The sequence below is a fragment of the Paenibacillus amylolyticus genome (assembly GCF_003719335.1).
Lineage (GTDB): Bacteria > Bacillota > Bacilli > Paenibacillales > Paenibacillaceae > Paenibacillus > Paenibacillus amylolyticus_D.
On sequence record NZ_RIAS01000006.1, the window covers coordinates 194,679 to 213,703 of the forward strand.

General features: G+C 46.9%; 18 protein-coding genes. 5 read left to right on the forward strand and 13 right to left on the reverse strand.

Translation table 11 applies throughout. The features are described from left to right. Positions 1 to 4: 4 nt before the first annotated feature. On the forward strand, positions 5 to 1,303 hold the full coding sequence (locus EC604_RS13470; protein ID WP_123064658.1) for an aminotransferase class I/II-fold pyridoxal phosphate-dependent enzyme: 1,299 nt from the start codon (positions 5 to 7) through the stop codon (positions 1,301 to 1,303). Positions 1,304 to 1,583: 280 nt separating this feature from the next. After that, complete coding sequence (locus tag EC604_RS30155) at positions 1,584 to 1,709, forward strand: sporulation protein YjcZ (protein WP_192895109.1); 126 nt, start codon at positions 1,584 to 1,586, stop codon at positions 1,707 to 1,709. A 171-nt stretch (positions 1,710 to 1,880) separates the two neighbouring features. On the opposite strand, the gene EC604_RS13475 is transcribed toward EC604_RS30155, so the two are convergent. The 5 genes from EC604_RS13475 to EC604_RS13495 all read right to left on the reverse strand — a co-directional run bounded on the left by EC604_RS13475 (position 1,881) and on the right by EC604_RS13495 (position 6,729). Further along, positions 1,881 to 3,098 carry an ABC transporter permease gene (locus EC604_RS13475; protein ID WP_123064659.1) on the reverse strand — a complete coding sequence of 406 codons (1,218 nt, stop codon included), beginning with the start codon at positions 3,096 to 3,098 and terminating at the stop codon, positions 1,881 to 1,883. Between the two features lies 1 nt (position 3,099). Next, the gene (locus EC604_RS13480; RefSeq protein ID WP_123064660.1) at positions 3,100 to 3,852 is read right to left on the reverse strand and encodes an ABC transporter ATP-binding protein; all 753 of its coding nucleotides are present in this window, start codon (positions 3,850 to 3,852) and stop codon (positions 3,100 to 3,102) included. Between the two features lie 25 nt (positions 3,853 to 3,877). Beyond that, positions 3,878 to 5,257, reverse strand: a complete 1,380-nt coding sequence (locus EC604_RS13485; RefSeq protein ID WP_123064661.1) for a DEAD/DEAH box helicase — start codon at positions 5,255 to 5,257, stop codon at positions 3,878 to 3,880. A 181-nt stretch (positions 5,258 to 5,438) separates the two neighbouring features. Beyond that, positions 5,439 to 6,212: an SDR family NAD(P)-dependent oxidoreductase gene (locus EC604_RS13490; protein ID WP_123064662.1), complete on the reverse strand. Its 774-nt coding sequence runs from the start codon at positions 6,210 to 6,212 to the stop codon at positions 5,439 to 5,441. Positions 6,213 to 6,270: 58 nt separating this feature from the next. Continuing rightward, positions 6,271 to 6,729 (reverse strand): chemotaxis protein CheX, encoded by a 459-nt coding sequence (locus EC604_RS13495; protein ID WP_123064663.1) that lies wholly within the window; start codon positions 6,727 to 6,729, stop codon positions 6,271 to 6,273. A gap of 450 nt (positions 6,730 to 7,179) precedes the next feature. On the opposite strand from EC604_RS13495, the gene EC604_RS13500 reads away from it, so the two are divergent. Then, positions 7,180 to 8,082, forward strand: a complete 903-nt coding sequence (locus tag EC604_RS13500; protein ID WP_090919420.1) for a LysR family transcriptional regulator — start codon at positions 7,180 to 7,182, stop codon at positions 8,080 to 8,082. A gap of 32 nt (positions 8,083 to 8,114) precedes the next feature. Continuing rightward, on the forward strand, positions 8,115 to 8,924 hold the full coding sequence (locus EC604_RS13505) for a histidinol-phosphatase (RefSeq protein WP_123064664.1): 810 nt from the start codon (positions 8,115 to 8,117) through the stop codon (positions 8,922 to 8,924). A 270-nt stretch (positions 8,925 to 9,194) separates the two neighbouring features. On the opposite strand, the gene EC604_RS13510 is transcribed toward EC604_RS13505, so the two are convergent. From EC604_RS13510 to EC604_RS13535, 6 genes are all read right to left on the reverse strand, one after another. Beyond that, positions 9,195 to 9,833 carry a GNAT family N-acetyltransferase gene (locus EC604_RS13510; protein WP_123064665.1) on the reverse strand — a complete coding sequence of 213 codons (639 nt, stop codon included), beginning with the start codon at positions 9,831 to 9,833 and terminating at the stop codon, positions 9,195 to 9,197. Between the two features lie 144 nt (positions 9,834 to 9,977). Next, positions 9,978 to 10,709, reverse strand: coding sequence for a metallophosphoesterase family protein (locus EC604_RS13515; protein WP_123064666.1), 732 nt, complete (start codon positions 10,707 to 10,709; stop codon positions 9,978 to 9,980). A gap of 31 nt (positions 10,710 to 10,740) precedes the next feature. Continuing rightward, on the reverse strand, positions 10,741 to 11,697 hold the full coding sequence (locus EC604_RS13520) for a metallophosphoesterase (protein WP_123064667.1): 957 nt from the start codon (positions 11,695 to 11,697) through the stop codon (positions 10,741 to 10,743). A gap of 190 nt (positions 11,698 to 11,887) precedes the next feature. Then, entirely contained in the window at positions 11,888 to 12,652 is a 765-nt protein-coding gene (sdhB, locus tag EC604_RS13525; protein WP_123064668.1) for a succinate dehydrogenase iron-sulfur subunit, read from the reverse strand. A 276-nt stretch (positions 12,653 to 12,928) separates the two neighbouring features. Then, entirely contained in the window at positions 12,929 to 14,671 is a 1,743-nt protein-coding gene (gene sdhA, locus EC604_RS13530) for a succinate dehydrogenase flavoprotein subunit (protein ID WP_123064669.1), read from the reverse strand. 128 nt (positions 14,672 to 14,799) lie between these two features. Continuing rightward, entirely contained in the window at positions 14,800 to 15,468 is a 669-nt protein-coding gene (locus tag EC604_RS13535; RefSeq protein WP_123064670.1) for a succinate dehydrogenase cytochrome b558 subunit, read from the reverse strand. A 362-nt stretch (positions 15,469 to 15,830) separates the two neighbouring features. Between EC604_RS13535 and EC604_RS13540 the strand changes: the two genes are divergently transcribed. After that, positions 15,831 to 16,754, forward strand: a complete 924-nt coding sequence (locus tag EC604_RS13540) for a LysR family transcriptional regulator (RefSeq protein ID WP_123064671.1) — start codon at positions 15,831 to 15,833, stop codon at positions 16,752 to 16,754. Between the two features lie 97 nt (positions 16,755 to 16,851). Here the strand turns inward: EC604_RS13540 and EC604_RS13545 are convergent, their stop codons facing one another. Both EC604_RS13545 and EC604_RS13550 read right to left on the reverse strand, forming a co-directional pair. After that, positions 16,852 to 17,523, reverse strand: coding sequence for a potassium channel family protein (locus tag EC604_RS13545; protein ID WP_123064672.1), 672 nt, complete (start codon positions 17,521 to 17,523; stop codon positions 16,852 to 16,854). A 33-nt stretch (positions 17,524 to 17,556) separates the two neighbouring features. Next, a complete protein-coding gene (locus EC604_RS13550; RefSeq protein WP_429351689.1) occupies positions 17,557 to 18,876 on the reverse strand; it encodes a TrkH family potassium uptake protein in 1,320 nt (439 codons plus the stop codon). Positions 18,877 to 19,025 lie beyond the last annotated feature (149 nt).

Below are 19,025 nucleotides of genomic sequence, written 5' to 3' on the forward strand. Positions count from 1 at the left end.
AAAAATGAATCCACTGGCTGAACAGTTGAACGAAAGTATTCAGGCCGGCAGCAGTCACGTCTACTCCATGCTGTCACAACTCGGCAAAGAAATTTATTTTCCTAAAGAAGGTATCTTAAGTCAATCTGCGGAAGCAGCAAGCTTGGCTAAGACCTATAATGCAACGATCGGTATCGCTCTGGAGGGTGGAGTGCCAATGCATCTTCCGGTGATTCAGGAAAAGTTGTCCGCATTCCAGCCGAAGGATCTGTATCCTTACGCGCCGCCTGCAGGCAAACCTGAATTAAGAACCGTTTGGAGAGATAAGATGCTGAAAGAAACTCCTTCTCTCGAAGGTAAATCTTTCGGGAATCCAATTGTAACGAACGCACTGACTCATGGACTCAGCATCGTAGCCGATCTGTTCACTGAAGAAGGGGACGCTGTTATATATCCGGATAAAAACTGGGAGAATTACGAGCTGACTTTCGGAATTCGTCGACACGGCCAGTTGATCCATTATCCATTGTTTGATAATCAAATGAACTTTAACAGCAACGGGTTGCTTCAGGCGTTGATTGCACAGAAGGACAAAGGGAAAGCCATTGTTCTGCTTAACTTCCCGAACAATCCGACGGGTTACACACCAGGCGGTGCAGAAGCAGATGCCATCGTAGATGCCATTCGTCAAGCTGCAGAAGCGGGTGTAAACGTCGTGGTGGTTACAGATGATGCATACTTTGGCCTCTTCTTTGAAGATTCCATTCATGAGTCTCTTTTTGGTAAACTGGCCAATATTCATCCACGTGTATTAACGGTGAAGATCGACGGTGCAACGAAAGAAGAATTCGTATGGGGCTTCCGTGTAGGATTCATTACATTTGCTCATGAAGATGCTGCTGTTTTGCATGCATTAGAGCAAAAAACACTTGGCATCATCCGTGCAACGATTTCAAGCGGCCCACATCCTTCACAGACTTTTGTTCTGGATGCGCTGAAAGCACCGGAGTTTGAAGCACAGAAACAAGAAAAGTTTGAGATTATGAAAGGGCGCGCCAACAAAGTTAAAGCGATTCTAGACAGCGGTAAGTATGGAGACGTATGGGATTATTATCCATTCAACTCAGGTTACTTCATGTGTCTGAAGCTGAAACAAGTCGGTGCTGAAGCGCTCCGTAGCCATCTGTTGCACCAATATGGTGTAGGCACGATTGCACTCGGTGAATCCGATCTGCGGATTGCCTTCTCTTGTATCGAGGAAAATGGTCTCGAAGAACTGTTCGATACGATCTATCGTGGCGTACAGGATCTGCAAACGACATAAAATATAAATATTAACCGTCTAAATTAGACGGGTTCAAGAATAGAACCCTTTGCGGCACATTGCGAAAGCTAATGTCATTGCCGAAGGGTTCTTTCGTTTTATTTCATTCATATTTTCAGAAAACTTCAATCAGCGTCCACTAAGTACTTCTCCTCTCCTACTGGACAGATGCCCAAAACACACATGCACGGGCAGAGGCCCAATCAGCCTAACGCCATGGCACATAATATACGATGTACGCAAGGGCGTGCCAAACCATCACTCGAAAGGGGTATGACCCATGTCCCAAGTTGAAGATACAAGAGGCGGATACGGATACTGTGGCGTTGGAGGATTCACAAACATTGGTGCCATTCTCGTACTGTTTATCCTGCTCGTAATCATCACAAAATCCTTTCTGTGCTAATACGCCTTCGCTATGTATACGCGCATGACATCACGAGTTACATCACACATTAAAAAGAAGGGTATTTCGGGATTCAGCCCGAAATACCCTTCTTCTCTTGCTCCTACGCATGATTCACTTGTGTTGAATAAACCTGATAGCTCAACGAAGGCTTAAGCTAACTTGGTTCTTCTACTCATCCTCTTCCTCTTTGAGCCATTTACTGCCCTGCGAACGACGCATCAGCACGATGACAAGTACACCGAGTACGAGTGCAACGCCTGTCATGCTCAGTCCCTCCATTCCTGCTGCCAGCATCGGCAACCACATGAGCAGCGCCCCTATAGCATGCAGTTGGAAGATAAAACCGAGTACCTGTGAACGGCGGCTCTCTCCTGAGATCGGATAGATCATGATCCAGAAGGATTCACTGTGACTGCGGCGCAGCACCCCCAGTTGAATGCCTGTAAGCAGCAGGAAGAACAGATATACCCCGATTCCGAAGTAACTGCCTGCCGTCCACCAGGAAAGCAGCATACCCAGGATGATCAGACGCAGAACAATAGTGAATACTTCCGTTCGAATAAATGTTTTAGTCATGAGATATCGGTAAGCCTGCCCCGCATTCCATGGAAGACCATTGCCCCATTTACTGAGCCAGCGGCGAGAGTTTACCTTTTGCCCAGAAGATGGCACATCGACAAACCAGCCTAATGTACGCATCACTCTGCCTCCCTGCGTCTGCTCCACCTGAATCAGACGTTCCCAAGCAACTCGGTGTTTAACAGGTACACGCAGTGCAACGATATAAACAGCGGCCAGCAGCAACAGAAACCAAAGGCTGCGTAGTGGCGGCTGCCATAACCAGGCGGCAACGGCAAGGATAGCCAGTGCCCAGCGTAGTATCCGATATCCCTTGGACGCCCCGGCTTGAACCATCCTTAGTTCTTGCCATGCACCATAACTGGACAACACTTTCCATAATACGAGGAACAACATCGACCAGCCCAATGGTTTGGCATCTACATCTGCCCTTACATAGAGTGGCCACAAGGTAAGAAAGACGAAAAGCAGCAACAGCATTTTATAAATAACGCCACGCACGAAGCTGTTTTTCAAATAATCCTGCATTCGGTACTCCTGCGGCCGCAGGAAGACAATATCTGCCGGAAGCAAATATGTACGATAACTGCTAAACAGTGCAAGCGGAGCCAGCAATAATAAAGCAATCCAGCGAATAGGAAATCCCGCAGGAATATTCTGTACAAAGGATGTATACCAAGCGGAGAAAGCGATAACGAGAAACAGAAAAACCATCGCTACACCGCTCTGGATGACATAGCCCACATAAGGTAAAATTCCATTCCAGAAACCTGTCCGACGTTGCTTCCATAACAGCTTGAGATCCATACTAATCCCTGCCTTGCACGAGGGAGTAGAACATATGCTCCAGCGGTGTATCTGGCTCCCCGAACTTCGTACGCAGTTCGTTCAGTGTTCCTTGAGCAATGACCTGTCCGCGATGCAATACAACGAAGCGGTCACAATAATTTTCAATCGTGGACAAAATGTGTGAACTCAGCAGAATGGAAGACCCGGCTGCTTTCATCTCCAGCATAAAATCAAGCAGTGAACGAATACCCAGCGGGTCGAGTCCAAGAAATGGTTCATCGATAATATAGAGTGGCGGTCCTGCTACAAAAGCACACATAATCATGACCTTTTGACGCATCCCTTTGGACAGATGTGTGGACAGACTTGTACTTTTCTCATTCATGCGGAACAAGTCCAGTAACTTCTCTGTCCGTTGTTTAAAATCCGCTTCGGACACATTGTACGCCCTTGCCGTAAACTCCAGATGCTCCATGACGGTCATTTCATCATATAATTCGGGAGATTCCGGTACAAAGGCCATCGCAGATTGGTAGATCTGTGCATCCTCATCCCGTTTTTTGCCCATTACCCGAACTTCTCCCTGTTGCGGAGTCATCAGACCGAGAATATGTTTCATCGTTGTACTCTTGCCAGCACCGTTTAATCCGATCAATCCGACCATTTCTCCGCGGCCTACTTCCAGATTCACGTCATGAAGCACTGGCCGTTTGGCACTGTATCCACCACTAAGCCCGCTGATTTGCAGCACAGGCGATTGAACATTTTCCATCTATCCCTGCACCCCTTTCATCCGATTATTCCTCAGAGCGCGGCGCTCTGTCTTTTCTCCATTTGGGTGCTCCCTTGTTTTTGCGGTTCTGGTCACTATCTGTGCGGCCTCCATTACCACTAGGTTTGCCGCTTGCGGGACGCTGACCCGAATTCGAAATGGTTGCTCCCGTACCCGGTTTCCGGTTCCCTTGAGCTGGCTTGCGATCACGAGACTGGCCCGGTTTCCGCGAGAACGAATGTCCTTCAGGACGCGTATCCGGCCGTGGATCAGCCACCAACACTTTACCGCCGAAGAGTGTACGCTCCTGCAATTCAATACCGAGTTCCCGTGCAAATTTGCGCATGATGAAAATTTGCGTTTCATCGACGATGGACAGCACAATTCCTGAACGCCCCATCCGGCCTGTCCGGCCTGCGCGATGAACATAGTGCTCTGAGTCAAAAGCAGGGTCGTAGTTGATGACCATTGGCAACCCTTCAATGTCCAGTCCTCTTGCCGCTACCTCGGAGGCAATCAGCAATTGAATTTTGCCGTTACGGAAGGCGGCGAGTACGTTGCTGCGAGTCACTTTGTCGGCATCTCCGTACAGCGCAGCTGCGTTCAGCCCGAGGTGATTCATTTTTGCCTCAACCTCACCGATGTCCTCCGTTGCGTTCACAAAGACGATAGCCCGATCCGGGTTATATTGTCTAACAAGACGACGCAACATATCGATCTTGTTGCGACTCTCTTCTACAAAATAATAATGTTCGAGTCCGGCAGCCGTCGCACGATCCGGTTCAATACCGATATGAACAGGCTCTTTCATCTCGCGCTTAGCAAGCGTAGCCGTATGTTCGTCAATTGTAGCTGACAGGAAGATTAACTGACGGTCGCGCAGAGCACTTTTGAGCACAAATTCCACGTCACTTACACCGCCGAGCTGGAACACCTGATCCGCCTCGTCGATAACAATGGTGGATACATTGTGCATTTTCAGCTTTTTAAGTGTGATCAGTTCCTTCAACCGTCCAGGCGTACCAACAACCAGTTCTGGATGCTCACGCAATTTCTCGATCTGACGTTTCACCGCCGCGCCACCAATCAGACCTTGTACACCGATGCCACGATCCGCACCGTAACGCTGCGCCTCACGTACGATTTGCATTGCAAGTTCCTGCGTTGGTGCAATAATCAGTTTTTGGGTTCCTTTAATATCACTTTTGATGGATTGCAGCAGCGGCAGCAGATACGCCAGCGTTTTGCCTGTTCCCGTCTGCGACTTGGACACCACATCTTTCCCTTCCAAAATAACTGGAATGGTCTGTGCCTGTACCGGGGAAGGCTCGTTAATGCCGTGCCCAGCTAACAAAGTTTCCAGATCCTCTGCTACGCCAATTGATGCAAAAGTTTGATTCGTCATGTATTCCATCCTTTAAATTTATTCGTAAAAAACAAAGCCTGTCATCACATTACCTTTCATTATATGCGAAAAAAGCCCGCTTACCAAATCTTATTGCCGAAATGTTCAAGTCTGCGCAAAAAAAAGAAAAGCCCCTCGGCGGAGCCCTTCTTCATCCGATATATAGTGCACTCGTTACATTCTACTTCTGATTCATTACACCGTGAGACAATCGATCGGCAAGCCGCGGGAATAATTGATATAGCCAGATGCCAGCTGATGCGAGCCGCGGCAGATTCACTTCTTCCTTGCGTTTCTTCATAGCCCGAATCATGTGGCCTGCTACATTCTGAGGTGTCAGCATGAGCCAGCGCACATTGTTCACGTAATGCCCTGAAGGATCAGCACGATCAAAGAACGGTGTATCTATAGGGCCTGGATTAATCGTCGTGACGGTAACTCCTGTCTTGCGCAGTTCCTGACGTAAAGCATTGCTGAATCCAAGTACAGCATGCTTTGTGGCCGTATATGATGCTGATTTGGCTGTCCCTATTTTACCAGCCATCGAAGCAACGTTTACAATCTGGCCTTTGCCCCGTTCCAGCATATGTGGAAGCACCGCTTTGGTACAACGGACAATGCCCATGTAATTTACGTCCATCATCTCATCGAATTCTTGTACAGACATGTCTGCCATCGCAGCAAATTTTCCGTATCCGGCGTTATTCAGTAAAATATCGATTCGTCCGTATTTATGTAACATTTCATCTACAGCCGTTTGAACCTGCTCACTGTCTGTAACATCCAGCGTAAGCAGTTCATGCCGTCCCTGTAATGAAGCACCAATCTGATCCAGCTTATCCCGCGAACGGGCAGCCAAAATCGGGATGGCTCCTTCCTCGATCAGCATTTGTGCACAGAGCGCACCAATTCCACTTGATGCTCCTGTTATAAAAACAACCTGATCTTTCAGCATGGTTGATGTCCTCCCGTAATAAAACACATTGGGCCTCCTGAAGGCCTATGCTTCTATTTTACGAGATCATCACCTGAATATCCATCTCGCCAATCCCATCCATCAACAAAGGAATGCTAAGTGCCTTCGTTGCAGTAAATGTGGCTAAAATTTCAGATTGCATAACCTGAGGAGGCGTAATATCCACGACAACGCCTTGGTTGGACAAAATTGTACTTGCATTGCCACTGATCATGTTACCGAGCTCAGAGATCGCACTTTTGCTCATATCGTCCATCTCGGTGATTACAAAACCACCCATCATAGCTGAAACGATTTTCAATGCCACCGTTTCTTGTATACCAAAAACAATATTTCCGCTCAACTGTCCCGTCATTCCAATCACGATCCATACATGGTCAGCAATGTACTCTACATTCTTGACGCCAAGATTCCCGGTGGAAGGCGAAACCTGGATGAGCTGTTCAAAAACGTTGCGTGCAGATTCCAGGAATGGGTTAATTACTTCCGCTTTCACTGTATATGTCCTCCTCACACTGGGTTATTGGTCACACACCAAAAGTCCCATATTCATTAAATTTATTATACTTTATCACGTACGAGAATTCATCAAGAATTCAGGAAACCTTGTGTACTATAATTTATCGTCATTAGAATAGCAAATGTTTATAGCTGTTTTTGTCGCTTTACACTTTTGGAAAGAAATATTATTCCTTCGTTGACACTGTAAAAGGGGTATAGGACTTTTATACCGGTTGTGTATATAGTTAAAATTTAAAATTTTGGCTTGCTACACATTTATTCCATTTATTTAGTCCGTTAGTCTACTTTCTAATAGGCGCATGCCCTTCATTGCTCTGATCTCCGTAATCCCCTATAATTTAAGATAAAAGAAACATAACCCGTCACGGAATTCACTGCATGACACATGACATACAGAGGATATTTTGTTGCAAGGAGGCCGTATATGAACATCAGCCAACTCGAAACGCTGATTACTATTTCCAAAACGATGAGTTTTCGTAAAGCGGGAGAACTTCTTAACCTGACACAGCCGGCTGTCTCCGCTCAGATCAAAAGTCTGGAAGACGAATTCAACACCGTTCTCGTCGATCGGAATCAACCCGTAACCCTCACAGATCGCGGACAGGTTTTTCTGGAACATGCTGAACGGATGCTCGATATTGTAGACGAATTGAAACAAAAGCTGTCCGATCTTGATGAAACGCCACAAGGACGTATTGTACTCGGAACAACAACGTCCATTGCGATTCAAATATTGCCAAGGGTGCTCTCTTACTTTCAGGATCAATTTCCACTCATTAAAACAAGCATACAATCTCTGCCTTCCGCGCAGATTTATACACAGGTCGAGAACGGTCTGGTGGATATCGGAATTGGATATCTTACCGAACGGAATCCTAACCTCAGTACATCGGTGCTGTACTACGATACATTCGAACTCGTTGTATCCCCTTCCCACCCGCTGGCGAAGAAAAAACATGCCGCAGTTGATGTACTGCGAAGCACACCTCTGATTCTACTGTCCCCGGATACGGTTGGGCGCAGGTTCACAGAAGCCGTGTTCAAAAAATATAACATCGAACCCAATGTTGTCATGGAGTTGTCGAGTAGTGAAGAAGTGAAACGAATGGTTGAGATTGATCTGGGTGCAGCCATTATCTCCAAACAATCTGTTGCACAGGAGCTGCGGCAAGGTACACTCCGCATGATTCCTTTAAGTGAGCTGGAGGTCAGCCACCCTGTAGGTGTCATCTATAAATCCAGTCGTTATCTGAATTCGGCGATGCATCAGTTTCTGAGTGATCTCAAAGGCATGCCGGAGACTCAATTTATCAGTTCGGAATAAAAACATAGGATAAGAAAGGGTAGGGATTCCATATGAAATTTGATCTTCATACACACCATTTTCGCTGCGGTCATGCGGACGGCAACATCAGGGATTACATTGAAGCAGGCATTGAGGCAGGACTTCAGGCTATTGGAATCTCGGATCACACCCCTTACTTTGGAAGTGAACTGGAGCAGGCGCATCCACGGATTGCAATGGGTAAATCTGAATTACAACATTATGTAGCTGAAGTGCTCGCGTTAAAAGAAAAATATGCCGGTAAAATTGACGTTTTGCTCGGAATCGAATCCGACTACTTTCCAACTCATGCTGAATTGTACCGGACAACGTTGGGACAGTACCCGTTTGACTACATTATCGGTTCCGTTCATCACACGGAAGATATCAGTATTTTCAACAAAACCCGTTGGAACGGACTAAGTAATGCTCGTAAAATTGAAGTGAAAGAAGGCTACTATGCGTTAATCGCAGAATCGGCCCGCAGCGGCATGTTCCAGATTCTCGGACATATTGATGCGATGAAAGGCAATTATCCGCCATTCTCCGAAATTGTTGCAGACCATGCGATTGACGAAGCTCTTCAGGTGATAGCCGATGCAAACGTTGCGATTGAGATCAACACCTCAGGCAAGACCAAGCTTAGTGGCGGTTGGTATCCATCCGATGCTATTCTGGAACGTGCCAATCATTTCGGTGTAAAAGTCACCTTTGGTTCAGATGCTCATATCCCCGGCCGGGTAGGAGATGAGCTTGACCTTGTACGCACACGTCTGCGGGAGATCGGTTTCACCGAGTGGGTATATTTCAAACAAAAGCAAATGCAGATTGTTCCTCTATAAAAGTTAACGAAACACAAAGATCCCCACGTAACATGAATATGCGTGAGGATCTTTTCTTTTCTTGTTTTATCTATTCCCTAGTAGATCAAGCACAATAACTTTAAACAAAAAAATGAACCCGCTCATCGCGGGTTCCAACAGCATTATCTATTATCAAAAAGGGGGTCATGAGATAAGTTTACCCCTTGTCTGTTAGAGTTCAATTGCAACTATATTTCAATTGTGTAACAAATGATTGAAGTTTGTTTCAGTTCCTTATCCTCTATTACGTTATGATATTCCTGGCTTGTTCGATGCCAGTTTATGAAGCTGTCCCCGATACAGATCATGCTGGAACTGTTCGCGGTACATGCCATACACCTTAACATCCATGGGGCTTTCGAATGACTTGTCTTCTCCATCGTTCAGGCCATATGACGGAAGATTCCGCTCATAGGTCATACCCATTTTAAGCAGTACCCGTTCAGAGGAACCATTGGCCTCATAACAGCGTGCTTCAACTCTCCACAGATGAAGCTCATCAAAACCGAATGTCAGCAGGCGATGTACCGCTTCTGTTGCCACACCTTTCCCCCAGCACGCCTTGTCCAAGATGTAACCGATCTGTGCGGTCCCTTTTTGATCATTCCAATGTTGAAAAGAGGTAATGCCGATTACTTGCTCTCTGCCTTTCCAACAGATACCGTAATGCAATGAATCCAGTTTGGCACTGCTGCTCCGAATCTGGTTTAGTAGTTTTCTCGCCCGAATGGGTGGAGGTTGACTCCCTCGATTGACGTAACGAATCACCTGAGGATCGGATAAGAGTTCAGATAAAGTGATATAATCACTTTGACGTAATGACCGAAGTACAAGACGCTCTGTCCATAAGGCTGGCAGCCCTTGAATTAACATATTTCGATTAAGCATGACAATCACTCCTTTGCCTAACGGGCTCTAGTCCGGTAAGACAAGCAAGCTCTAAGGATGATCCGGCATGATACTACTGATCGAATGACATAAATTGTAGTATGTCCTGTAATTGTTCAGCTTTATTCGGTCAAGATACTACATTTACTCTTGTAATCCGCGATAAATACCTGAGCGTATTTCACGAATATATGCCTCAAGTGCCGGTACTTCTGCTTTTTGTGCAATCCGTACTTCATGTTCAATGTCGTAAGGAACCCGAACAAACTGAAGGTTAAACGGTTTTTGGCTATCCTCGCCGTATTCCCCTTCAAGAATACAATATGAGGCTTGTGGCAGATCAAGCGGATTCCCTACGCTTCCTGTGTTAAACAGCATTTTCCCTTCAAGATATTGAAGGAAAGCATTATGGACATCACCATACCCGACCACCTCAGCCACACCTGTCCCTGAATCATCCGTTGGAGGATCAAACATGGCCAGCCGCTTATCCATCTCATCCCATGGCTGTACGCGATGGTAGACACTTTGCGGTGAAGCATGGACTAATCGAACGGTCCGTCCGCTTAATTTGAACTCATAACTGAAAGGAAGACTCGCCAAATAAGCCACTCTGTCGGCTCCCAGTCGCTCAGCTTGCCATGTGAAATCACGGACATCCTGATTCACTGCGATCAGTTCATCCCAGTTGCCACGAATGACCACTTCACATGTTGCTCTGACCTGATCCACCACTTCGGCTGGTTGCGGCCCTTTGCCCACAAGATCACCCAGACAAAATATCCTGTTCAAACCACGACGCTGCATATCTTTCATCACAGCTTCCCAGGCAGTCATGTTGCCATGAATGTCGGATACAATCGCTATACGTTCCATCTGATTAACCCCCATTCATGTTTGTTAAGCCTTATCTTTCACTTACATCATCCCGGCTTAAACGAAGCACGGTCAGTTCAGGTCTGCATAGAAAACGAATGGGAAGCTGCGTCATGCCAAATCCCCGATTCACGTAAACGGGCATCTGGGGCTTAGATGTATAATGCAATCCCTGAACATATTTGCGTGACCCCCGTGGAGTTGTCATTGCACCGAACCAGGGAAAACGAACTTGACCACCATGACTGTGACCGGAGAGTTGCAACCCAAATCCATGCGGAGCGGCATAATCGGCATAATCCGGTTCATGCATAAGTAGCAGTTTCCATGCACCCTCACTTAACCCTGTAACGGCCTCGTCCAAGTTGGGCTCGCCTGTTAACGCATCATCCAGACCTACTACTGCAAACTTCCCGTTTCCACGTTCGATAACGGCATGCTCATTCAGTAACAGGGTAAAGCCCGCTTCACGGAACATAGCTATCACGTCCTGTTGTTGCCGTCCTCGATAATCATGATTCCCGAGCACAGCAAACTTTCCGTACCTTGCTGTCATAGAGGCTAGAATCGGTACGCACTCACGCATCGGCTCGGATTGTCTCTCAACGATATCTCCGGTAAAACAGATGAGATCCGGTTGCTGATCCTTGATCTGTCCTGCCAGCTTGCTCAACTTTTTCTGCCCTGTATGAAAACCAAGGTGTACATCACTGAAATGAACGACACGCAGTCCATCAAACGCTTCGGGAAATGACGGGAACTTAAGATCAATATGATTGACTTGTAAACGCCGAGGTTCCCAAAGTGCGTATCCCAGTGTCAGCACACTCGCTACTAAAGTCATCACATGTTTTCGTAGTTGGAACATTCGACGAGAAGGGTCATGATCCTTTTCTTTTCCAGGAAAAAGAGGTTCATTCGAACCGTTTGGCCTGTTTAAGTGCCGGGACGGCGAGCTGCCGCTGTTCAAACGTGGTGTCTTTCCCATCATTCCCCTCCTCGGGTCGGTTTTCTTAATAGTTGTTATAGGCTATATCCATCCCTGTAGTATACCATATTTTGCACAGGATGCCCGCTTACTTCGGTTGATGACAAAAGAAGCCGTGACCCGCCAAACTCTGCGCGGGACCACGACTTCTCCGAGAAGCAGCGTGAACCTCTGCTTCGCTATTACACCATTATACACCCAGCCAACGTTTGAACATATGCTTGGTGGTTTGTTTATTCATCTCAGCGATAGACGTAGTGAGCGGGATGCCTTTTGGACATGAACGCACACAGTTCTGGGAGTTTCCGCAACCTTCAATACCGCCATCGTCCATCAACGCTTCCAGACGTTCTTCTGCGTTCATCTCACCTGTAGGGTGAGCGTTAAACAGACGTACCTGGGACAGCGCCGCTGGACCAATAAAGTCGGTTTTTTCGTTAACGTTCGGACAAGCTTCGAGACATACGCCACAAGTCATACATTTGGACAGCTCGTAAGCCCACTGACGTTTCTTCTCAGGCATCCGAGGCCCTGGACCAAGGTCATACGTGCCATCGATAGGAATCCATGCTTTAACGCGTTTTAGAGCGTTAAACATCCGAGTGCGGTCAATGACAAGGTCACGTACCACCGGGAAAGTTTTCATCGGTTCAATACGAACGGGTTGTTCAAGCTTGTCGATCAAAGCTGCACACGCTTGACGCGGTTTGCCATTAATAATCATGGAGCAGGCGCCGCACACTTCTTCAAGACAGTTGGATTCCCAGCACACCGGAGCGATGGACTTTCCATCTTTATTTACCGGGTTCCGCTGGATTTCCATTAGGGCACTGATCACGTTCATGTTCGGACGGTACGGAAGCTCAAACTCTTCGGTGTACGAAGATGACTCCGGGCTGTCTTGACGGGTGATAATAAACTTGACGGTTTTGCTTGCTGTTGCTTGTTCCGCCATATCGTTGTCCCCTCCTCTGGTGACGATGATTGTATTGCTGGTGCGCAAAGCTATGTTGGTACTCGGGGTAGGCGCTCCAGTCGTGGAATGCCCTTTGGATCGCCATTATCCTCGAATTTGTTTGATCCACCCTTACTAGGTTGAAAATTCGATGATAAACGCGAACGCTTCGCTTCTTTCGGGCATTTCCACTCCCTACGCTACGCCGTGCACCTCGTGCTGCTTTGCTGGAAACTGCAATCCATTCATCTGGATTGCTGTAATTTTTGTGGAAGCTTAGTCTTTTGAGTAGTCCCGGATACGCGGTGGAATCAGGGATACGTCAACAGGCTCGTACGAGATTTGCGGGCCTTCTTTTGACCAGCTCGCGATAGTTGTTTTTAGGAACTCTTCATCGTTACGCTCTGTGAATTCCGGTTTGTAGTGCGCTCCGCGGCTCTCATTACGCAGCAATGCGCCGAGTGTCATCGCTTCAGCAAGTTCAAGCATGTTCCACAACTGGCGAGTAAATGCCGCACCCGGATTGTTCCAGCCGGAGTTGTCATACATGTTGATTTTGCCATAACGCTCTTTCAATTCCTTGATTTTGCCAATGGTTGCTTCAAGCTTGTCATTGTAGCGAACCACCGTCATGTTGGCTGTCATCCACTCACCCAACTCTTTGTGAATCACATAAGCATTTTCCGTACCTTGCATTTTCATGATGCCTTCGTATTTGTCGGTTTGACGCTTCGTATAACCATCAAATACGGAAGAAGAGATATCCGCAGAGGACTTCTTAAGTCCTTTGATATATTCAGCCGCTTTTGGCCCTGCCACCATACCACCATAAATTGCGGATACGAGTGAGTTTGCACCCAAGCGGTTTGCACCGTGATATTGATATTCACATTCGCCAGCTGCAAACAGCCCTGGAATGTTAGTCATTTGATTATAATCTACCCACATGCCACCCATGGAATAGTGAACAGCCGGGAAGATTTTCATCGGAATTTTACGCGGATCGTCACCCATGAATTTCTCATAGATTTCAATGATTCCGCCCAGTTTGACATCCAGTTCCTTCGGATCTTTGTGAGAGAGGTCGAGATATACCATGTTCTCGCCATTCACACCTAGTCCCATGTCTACGCAGACGCTGAAGATTTCACGTGTCGCGATATCACGCGGAACAAGGTTACCGTAGGATGGATATTTCTCCTCAAGGAAATACCAAGGTTTGCCGTCTTTGTATGTCCAGATCCGTCCACCTTCACCACGCGCCGATTCGGACATCAGACGCAGCTTATCATCTCCTGGAATCGCTGTCGGGTGAATCTGAATGAACTCACCGTTGGCATAATTCACGCCTTGCTGATATACCGCACTTGCAGCTGTACCTGTATTGATAACGGAGTTTGTTGTTTTACCGAAGATAATACCTGGACCACCGCTCGCCAGAATAACGGCTTCGGCTGGGAACGTTTGTACCTTCATCGTTTTCAGATCCTGCGCGACGATACCGCGGCATACCCCTTCATCGTCCACAACGGCTTGAAGGAACTCCCAGTTCTCATACTTGGTCACGAGACCCGCTGCTTCCCAGCGGCGTACTTGCTCATCGAGCGCGTACAACAGCTGTTGTCCCGTTGTCGCACCAGCAAATGCTGTACGGTGATGCTTCGTTCCTCCGAAACGGCGGAAATCGAGCAAACCTTCCGGCGTACGGTTGAACATAACGCCCATCCGGTCCATCAGGTGAATGATGCCTGGTGCTGCTTCACACATCGCTTTAACGGGTGGTTGGTTGGCAAGGAAGTCTCCGCCATAAACCGTATCGTCAAAGTGTACCCATGGGGAGTCGCCTTCCCCTTTCGTATTTACCGCACCGTTGATACCGCCTTGGGCACATACGGAGTGGGATCTTTTAACAGGAACCAGTGAAAATAAATGAACATGGACTCCGGCTTCAGCCGATTTGATCGCCGCCATCAATCCCGCGAGACCGCCGCCCACAATAATTACATTCGATGATGCCATTGCTAGTTCACTCCCTTATAAGTAAGCATTATTCATTAAGATTTAAGATCTCAGAAAGTGTTCATTCATAGACTCAATCTCTACTTGTTAATTCAAAAATCGAGTCTATAAGTATTCATTCTCCAAATTTAAACCAAAACAGATTTTACCGCATCAATCATTGACGTAGCTGTCTGGAAATCTACATTCCGGAAAGCAAACAATGAAGCGATAAACATGATGGATACCAGTGCGAACAAGCTCATGCACACATACGAGGACACGCGCTGTGCACGAGGCCCCACTGTAATTCCCCAGCTAACGAGGAACGACCAGAGTCCGTTAGCAAAGTGATATGATGCCGCCACAACACTGATTAAATATAGAATAAATGTTACCGGATTCATCACGATGTTATGGATAACACCGCCCAACTCTTCGTGAGTTACGTTGCCGAGAGCCACTTGTACGCGCGTCTCCCATACGTGCCAGATCACAAATACAAACGTGATGACACCACTGATCCGCTGCAACGTATAACGCCAGTTGCGCTCATTACCGTAACGACCCACGTTAGGCTTGGCCTGATAAGCAATGTACAGACCATATACACCGTGATAGAACAGCGGCAGCCAGATCAGAAACGTTTCCAAAACAATGACGAGCGGAAGGCTGTTCAAGAAGGCAACCGCACCGTTAAAAGCTTCTTTGCCGCCTTCAACTGCCGAGAAGTTCGTCACCAGATGCTCTAGAAAAAACAGACTGAGCGGAATGACGCCAAGCAAGGAGTGCAGCTTTCTGGAGTAAAACCCTTTCATAAAATGTCGATCCCCTTTCGCTAAATACAACGTTTTCATAAAACCATTCGTATATCATGACACGTATCCTTCTTGCATGAGAAGGTTCGACAAATTGTTCCGTTTTGATCAGGTGTGAACAACTTGTGTCACGATTCATGTTACTCCTTTTTTTCTTATAAGGGAATTGCAATATAATTATTAAATGTTATAACCTATAGGTATAAGTGTTGAAACAAAGGTTTTGTAAGGGTTATACCATTGCAACGATGCGATGGTAACCTAATATATCAATGAAGGCAGCAAGTTGAAGTGCCATACAATAAGGCAAACGATTAATCAAGGGCAAGAATCACACTCATAATGAAAAGAGGTTTGTGTTCATGTTCGAAGACTTAAACGCATTTGCAGCGGTTGTAGAGCAGTCCAGTCTAAACCGAGCATCCAAGTTACTGAATCTGTCTCAGCCTGCACTCTCTCGTAAAATTTCCAAGCTGGAAGATGAACTGGGCGTATCCCTCTTTCATCGCCGCGGCAAACGACTGGAATTAACCAGCGTAGGCCAACTCGCCTACACCTTTGCCGTCGAGCAGAAACAACAGCAGCAGAAATTTCTCACCATGTTATCTCAATACAAGGATGAGGAACAGAGCACTATTACGCTAGGAGCGAGCCTGACGACACTTCAGACCACCTTACCCCCACTCGTCAACGCTTTTATGGAGAAGCATCCTCATGCAGAATTAAAGTTGCTAACAGGCAAGACCCATGAGATCGTTTCTTTTGTACGTGATAAAAAAGCCGATGTGGGCATTGTAGCCTCGTCCATTAGCGAAACGGGACTCAATTGCGTTCCACTATTTGATGATCATTTGGAGCTGGTTGTGCCGCTAACGCACCCTCTTGCAGGTAAGGAAGCAGGTATGGAGCATCTGCAGGACCTGCCCATGATTACGTTTTCCAAAGGAACATGGTACCGCAAGCTCACAGACGATCTGTTCCAGCGCTGCACCGTAATGCCTGACATTCGCATGGAGATTGATTCATTTGAAGCCATTATCCGTCTTCTGCCGACCTGTAAAGCCGCTGCCCTGCTTCCCAAATCTTATCTTCGTCCACAGCTGCTGGCAGATAACGATCTCGTTGCCGTGCATTTACCTCAGTTGAAACAGACCCGAAGAACAACTTGCATGATCTATGGGGAAAAGGAAAATCTCAGCGAAACCGCGAGACAATGGGTCAGGGAGACTGCTGCATTTTTTACAGCAAAGGCGTCATTGCCCTCACGAAGGACAACAACGCCTTGATTTCATTAAGAAGGAGTAGCTTTTCTATTGATCAGGACAAGCTTTTAAAGCTGTTTATTCTCTTGAAGGAGGATAACGATCAACATAACTGAGCTACTCAACTCTCCTCACTAATGACTTCTTCTTCAAACCGGTCGATGTCATCATTATTGCCAATAATGACCATAATATCCCCCATTTGCAGCGAATCCATTGCCGTCGGGGCAATAATGACCCCGGCTTCTTTTTGCAGGGCTACAATGCTGCAGTTAAAGCGTACACGTGCATTCAAGCTGGAGAGGGTTTTATTGTGCAGACATGCAGGTACTTTCATCTCTACAATACTGTAGTCATTGGACAATTCGATGTAATCCAGCAGGTTTGGCGTAACCAATTGGTGAGCGACCCGGATGCCCATATCCCGTTCAGGGTACACGACACGGTCTATGCCCAGCTTGTCGAGTGCTCGTCCGTGAAGAACAGAGATGGCTTTAGCGACAACCGTTTTGACCCCCAGCTCTTTGAGCAGAATCGCGGTAAGGATACTCGTCTGAATATCGTCACCAATGGCAACGATGCCACAATCAAAATTACGAATGCCCAGTGAGCGGAGCACTTCTTCATCCGTAGCATCCGCTACGACAGCGTGAGTGACCAGGTCACTCATGTCTTCGACGAGCTCTTCATTTTTATCAATGCCGAGCACCTCATAACCTAGTTCCATTAATTCCTGTGCCAGACTGGAGCCAAACCGCCCAAGTCCAATGACCGCAAACTGCTGTTTTTTCATCGTTCTTCACGAACCCCTCTATCCTAGTAATCACTAACCAATTATCATTTTGCCTTCCGGATACCTGTATAAATCCTTACCCTTTTTCTGCCCCAGTGCATACGCCAGCGTGATGGGTCCAAGCCGTCCTGCAAACATGGTAAAACAGATCATTAACTTGCCAAATGTGGTGAGTTTAAGCGTCAAGCCAAGAGATAGTCCTACGGTACCAAAAGCGGATGTCGTTTCAAATAATATCATCAGAAAATTACTGTCCTCCGTCGTACTCAATATCATCGTTACCGTGATAATGAATAACAGTGCCAGTAGTGTAATGGTGAGTGCTTTGAAAATCCGTTCCTGCACAAGCCGGTATCGAAAAAAAACGATGTCCTCCCGGCCGCGCATCATGGCAATGACTGCTCCGGCCATAATCAGAAACGTTGTTGTTTTGATGCCGCCCCCGGTTGACCCTGGCGATGCACCGATAAACATCAATATAATCATGAAAAATTGCGTAGCCTGCCGCAGTCCGGCGATATCCACCGTGTTTGCCCCGGCCGTTCTTGGTGTCACAGATTGGAAGAAAGACCCGAGTAACTTACCGCCCCAGTTCAAGCCGCCCAGCGTTCGCGGGTTGCTGAACTCGAACACAAAAATGACCAGTGCACCAAACATAATTAACAAAGCCGTCATCAGCAAAACAACTTTGGAATGCAACGATAACTTCTTTGTTTTATGATATTCCACCAAATCGGACAACACCACAAAACCGATCCCACCCGAAACAATGAGAAACATGGCGGTAAAATTAACAAGCGGATCATAGACATAACCCGTCAGACTGCTGAAATGACCAAACATATCAAACCCGGCATTATTAAACATGGAGATGGCGTGCCAATAACCGTAATACATAGCCTGCCCAATCGGCATATCAAGTGACCAGCGCAGTGCAAACAATGTACCGCAAATCCCCTCCAAAATAAGCGAGTAGATCACAACCTTGCGAATCAGCCTCACAATGCCTTCCATCGTGCTCTGATTCATCGCTTCCTGTAAGATCAATCGCTCCTTGAGCGAGATTTTCCGTTTGAACGCAATCGCAACCAGCGTAGACATGGTCATAAAGCCGAGTCCGCCGATCTGAATCAGAATGGCAATAATCACCTGACCCAGCACTGTAAAATAGGTTCCCGTATCCACAACAACGAGCCCGGTTACACAGACGGCCGACGTTGCTGTGAAAAGTGCATCGATGAATGCAAGACTTTCACCACTTCGGCTCGATACCGGCAACATCAACAGCAGTGTGCCTAACATAATAATGCCAGCAAATCCTAATACCAGAATACGCGGCGGTGATAATCGCATCCATTGAACATTTGCTTTCACTTCTGTATCATCCACCTCTGCTAAAAAAGAAAATAACTCCACCCTGTGGAGCTCAAGTATGATTCATAAAAAACATCATATAATTGGAATTGATATGCACCCAACTGGAGTTAGTATCCACCCTTGTA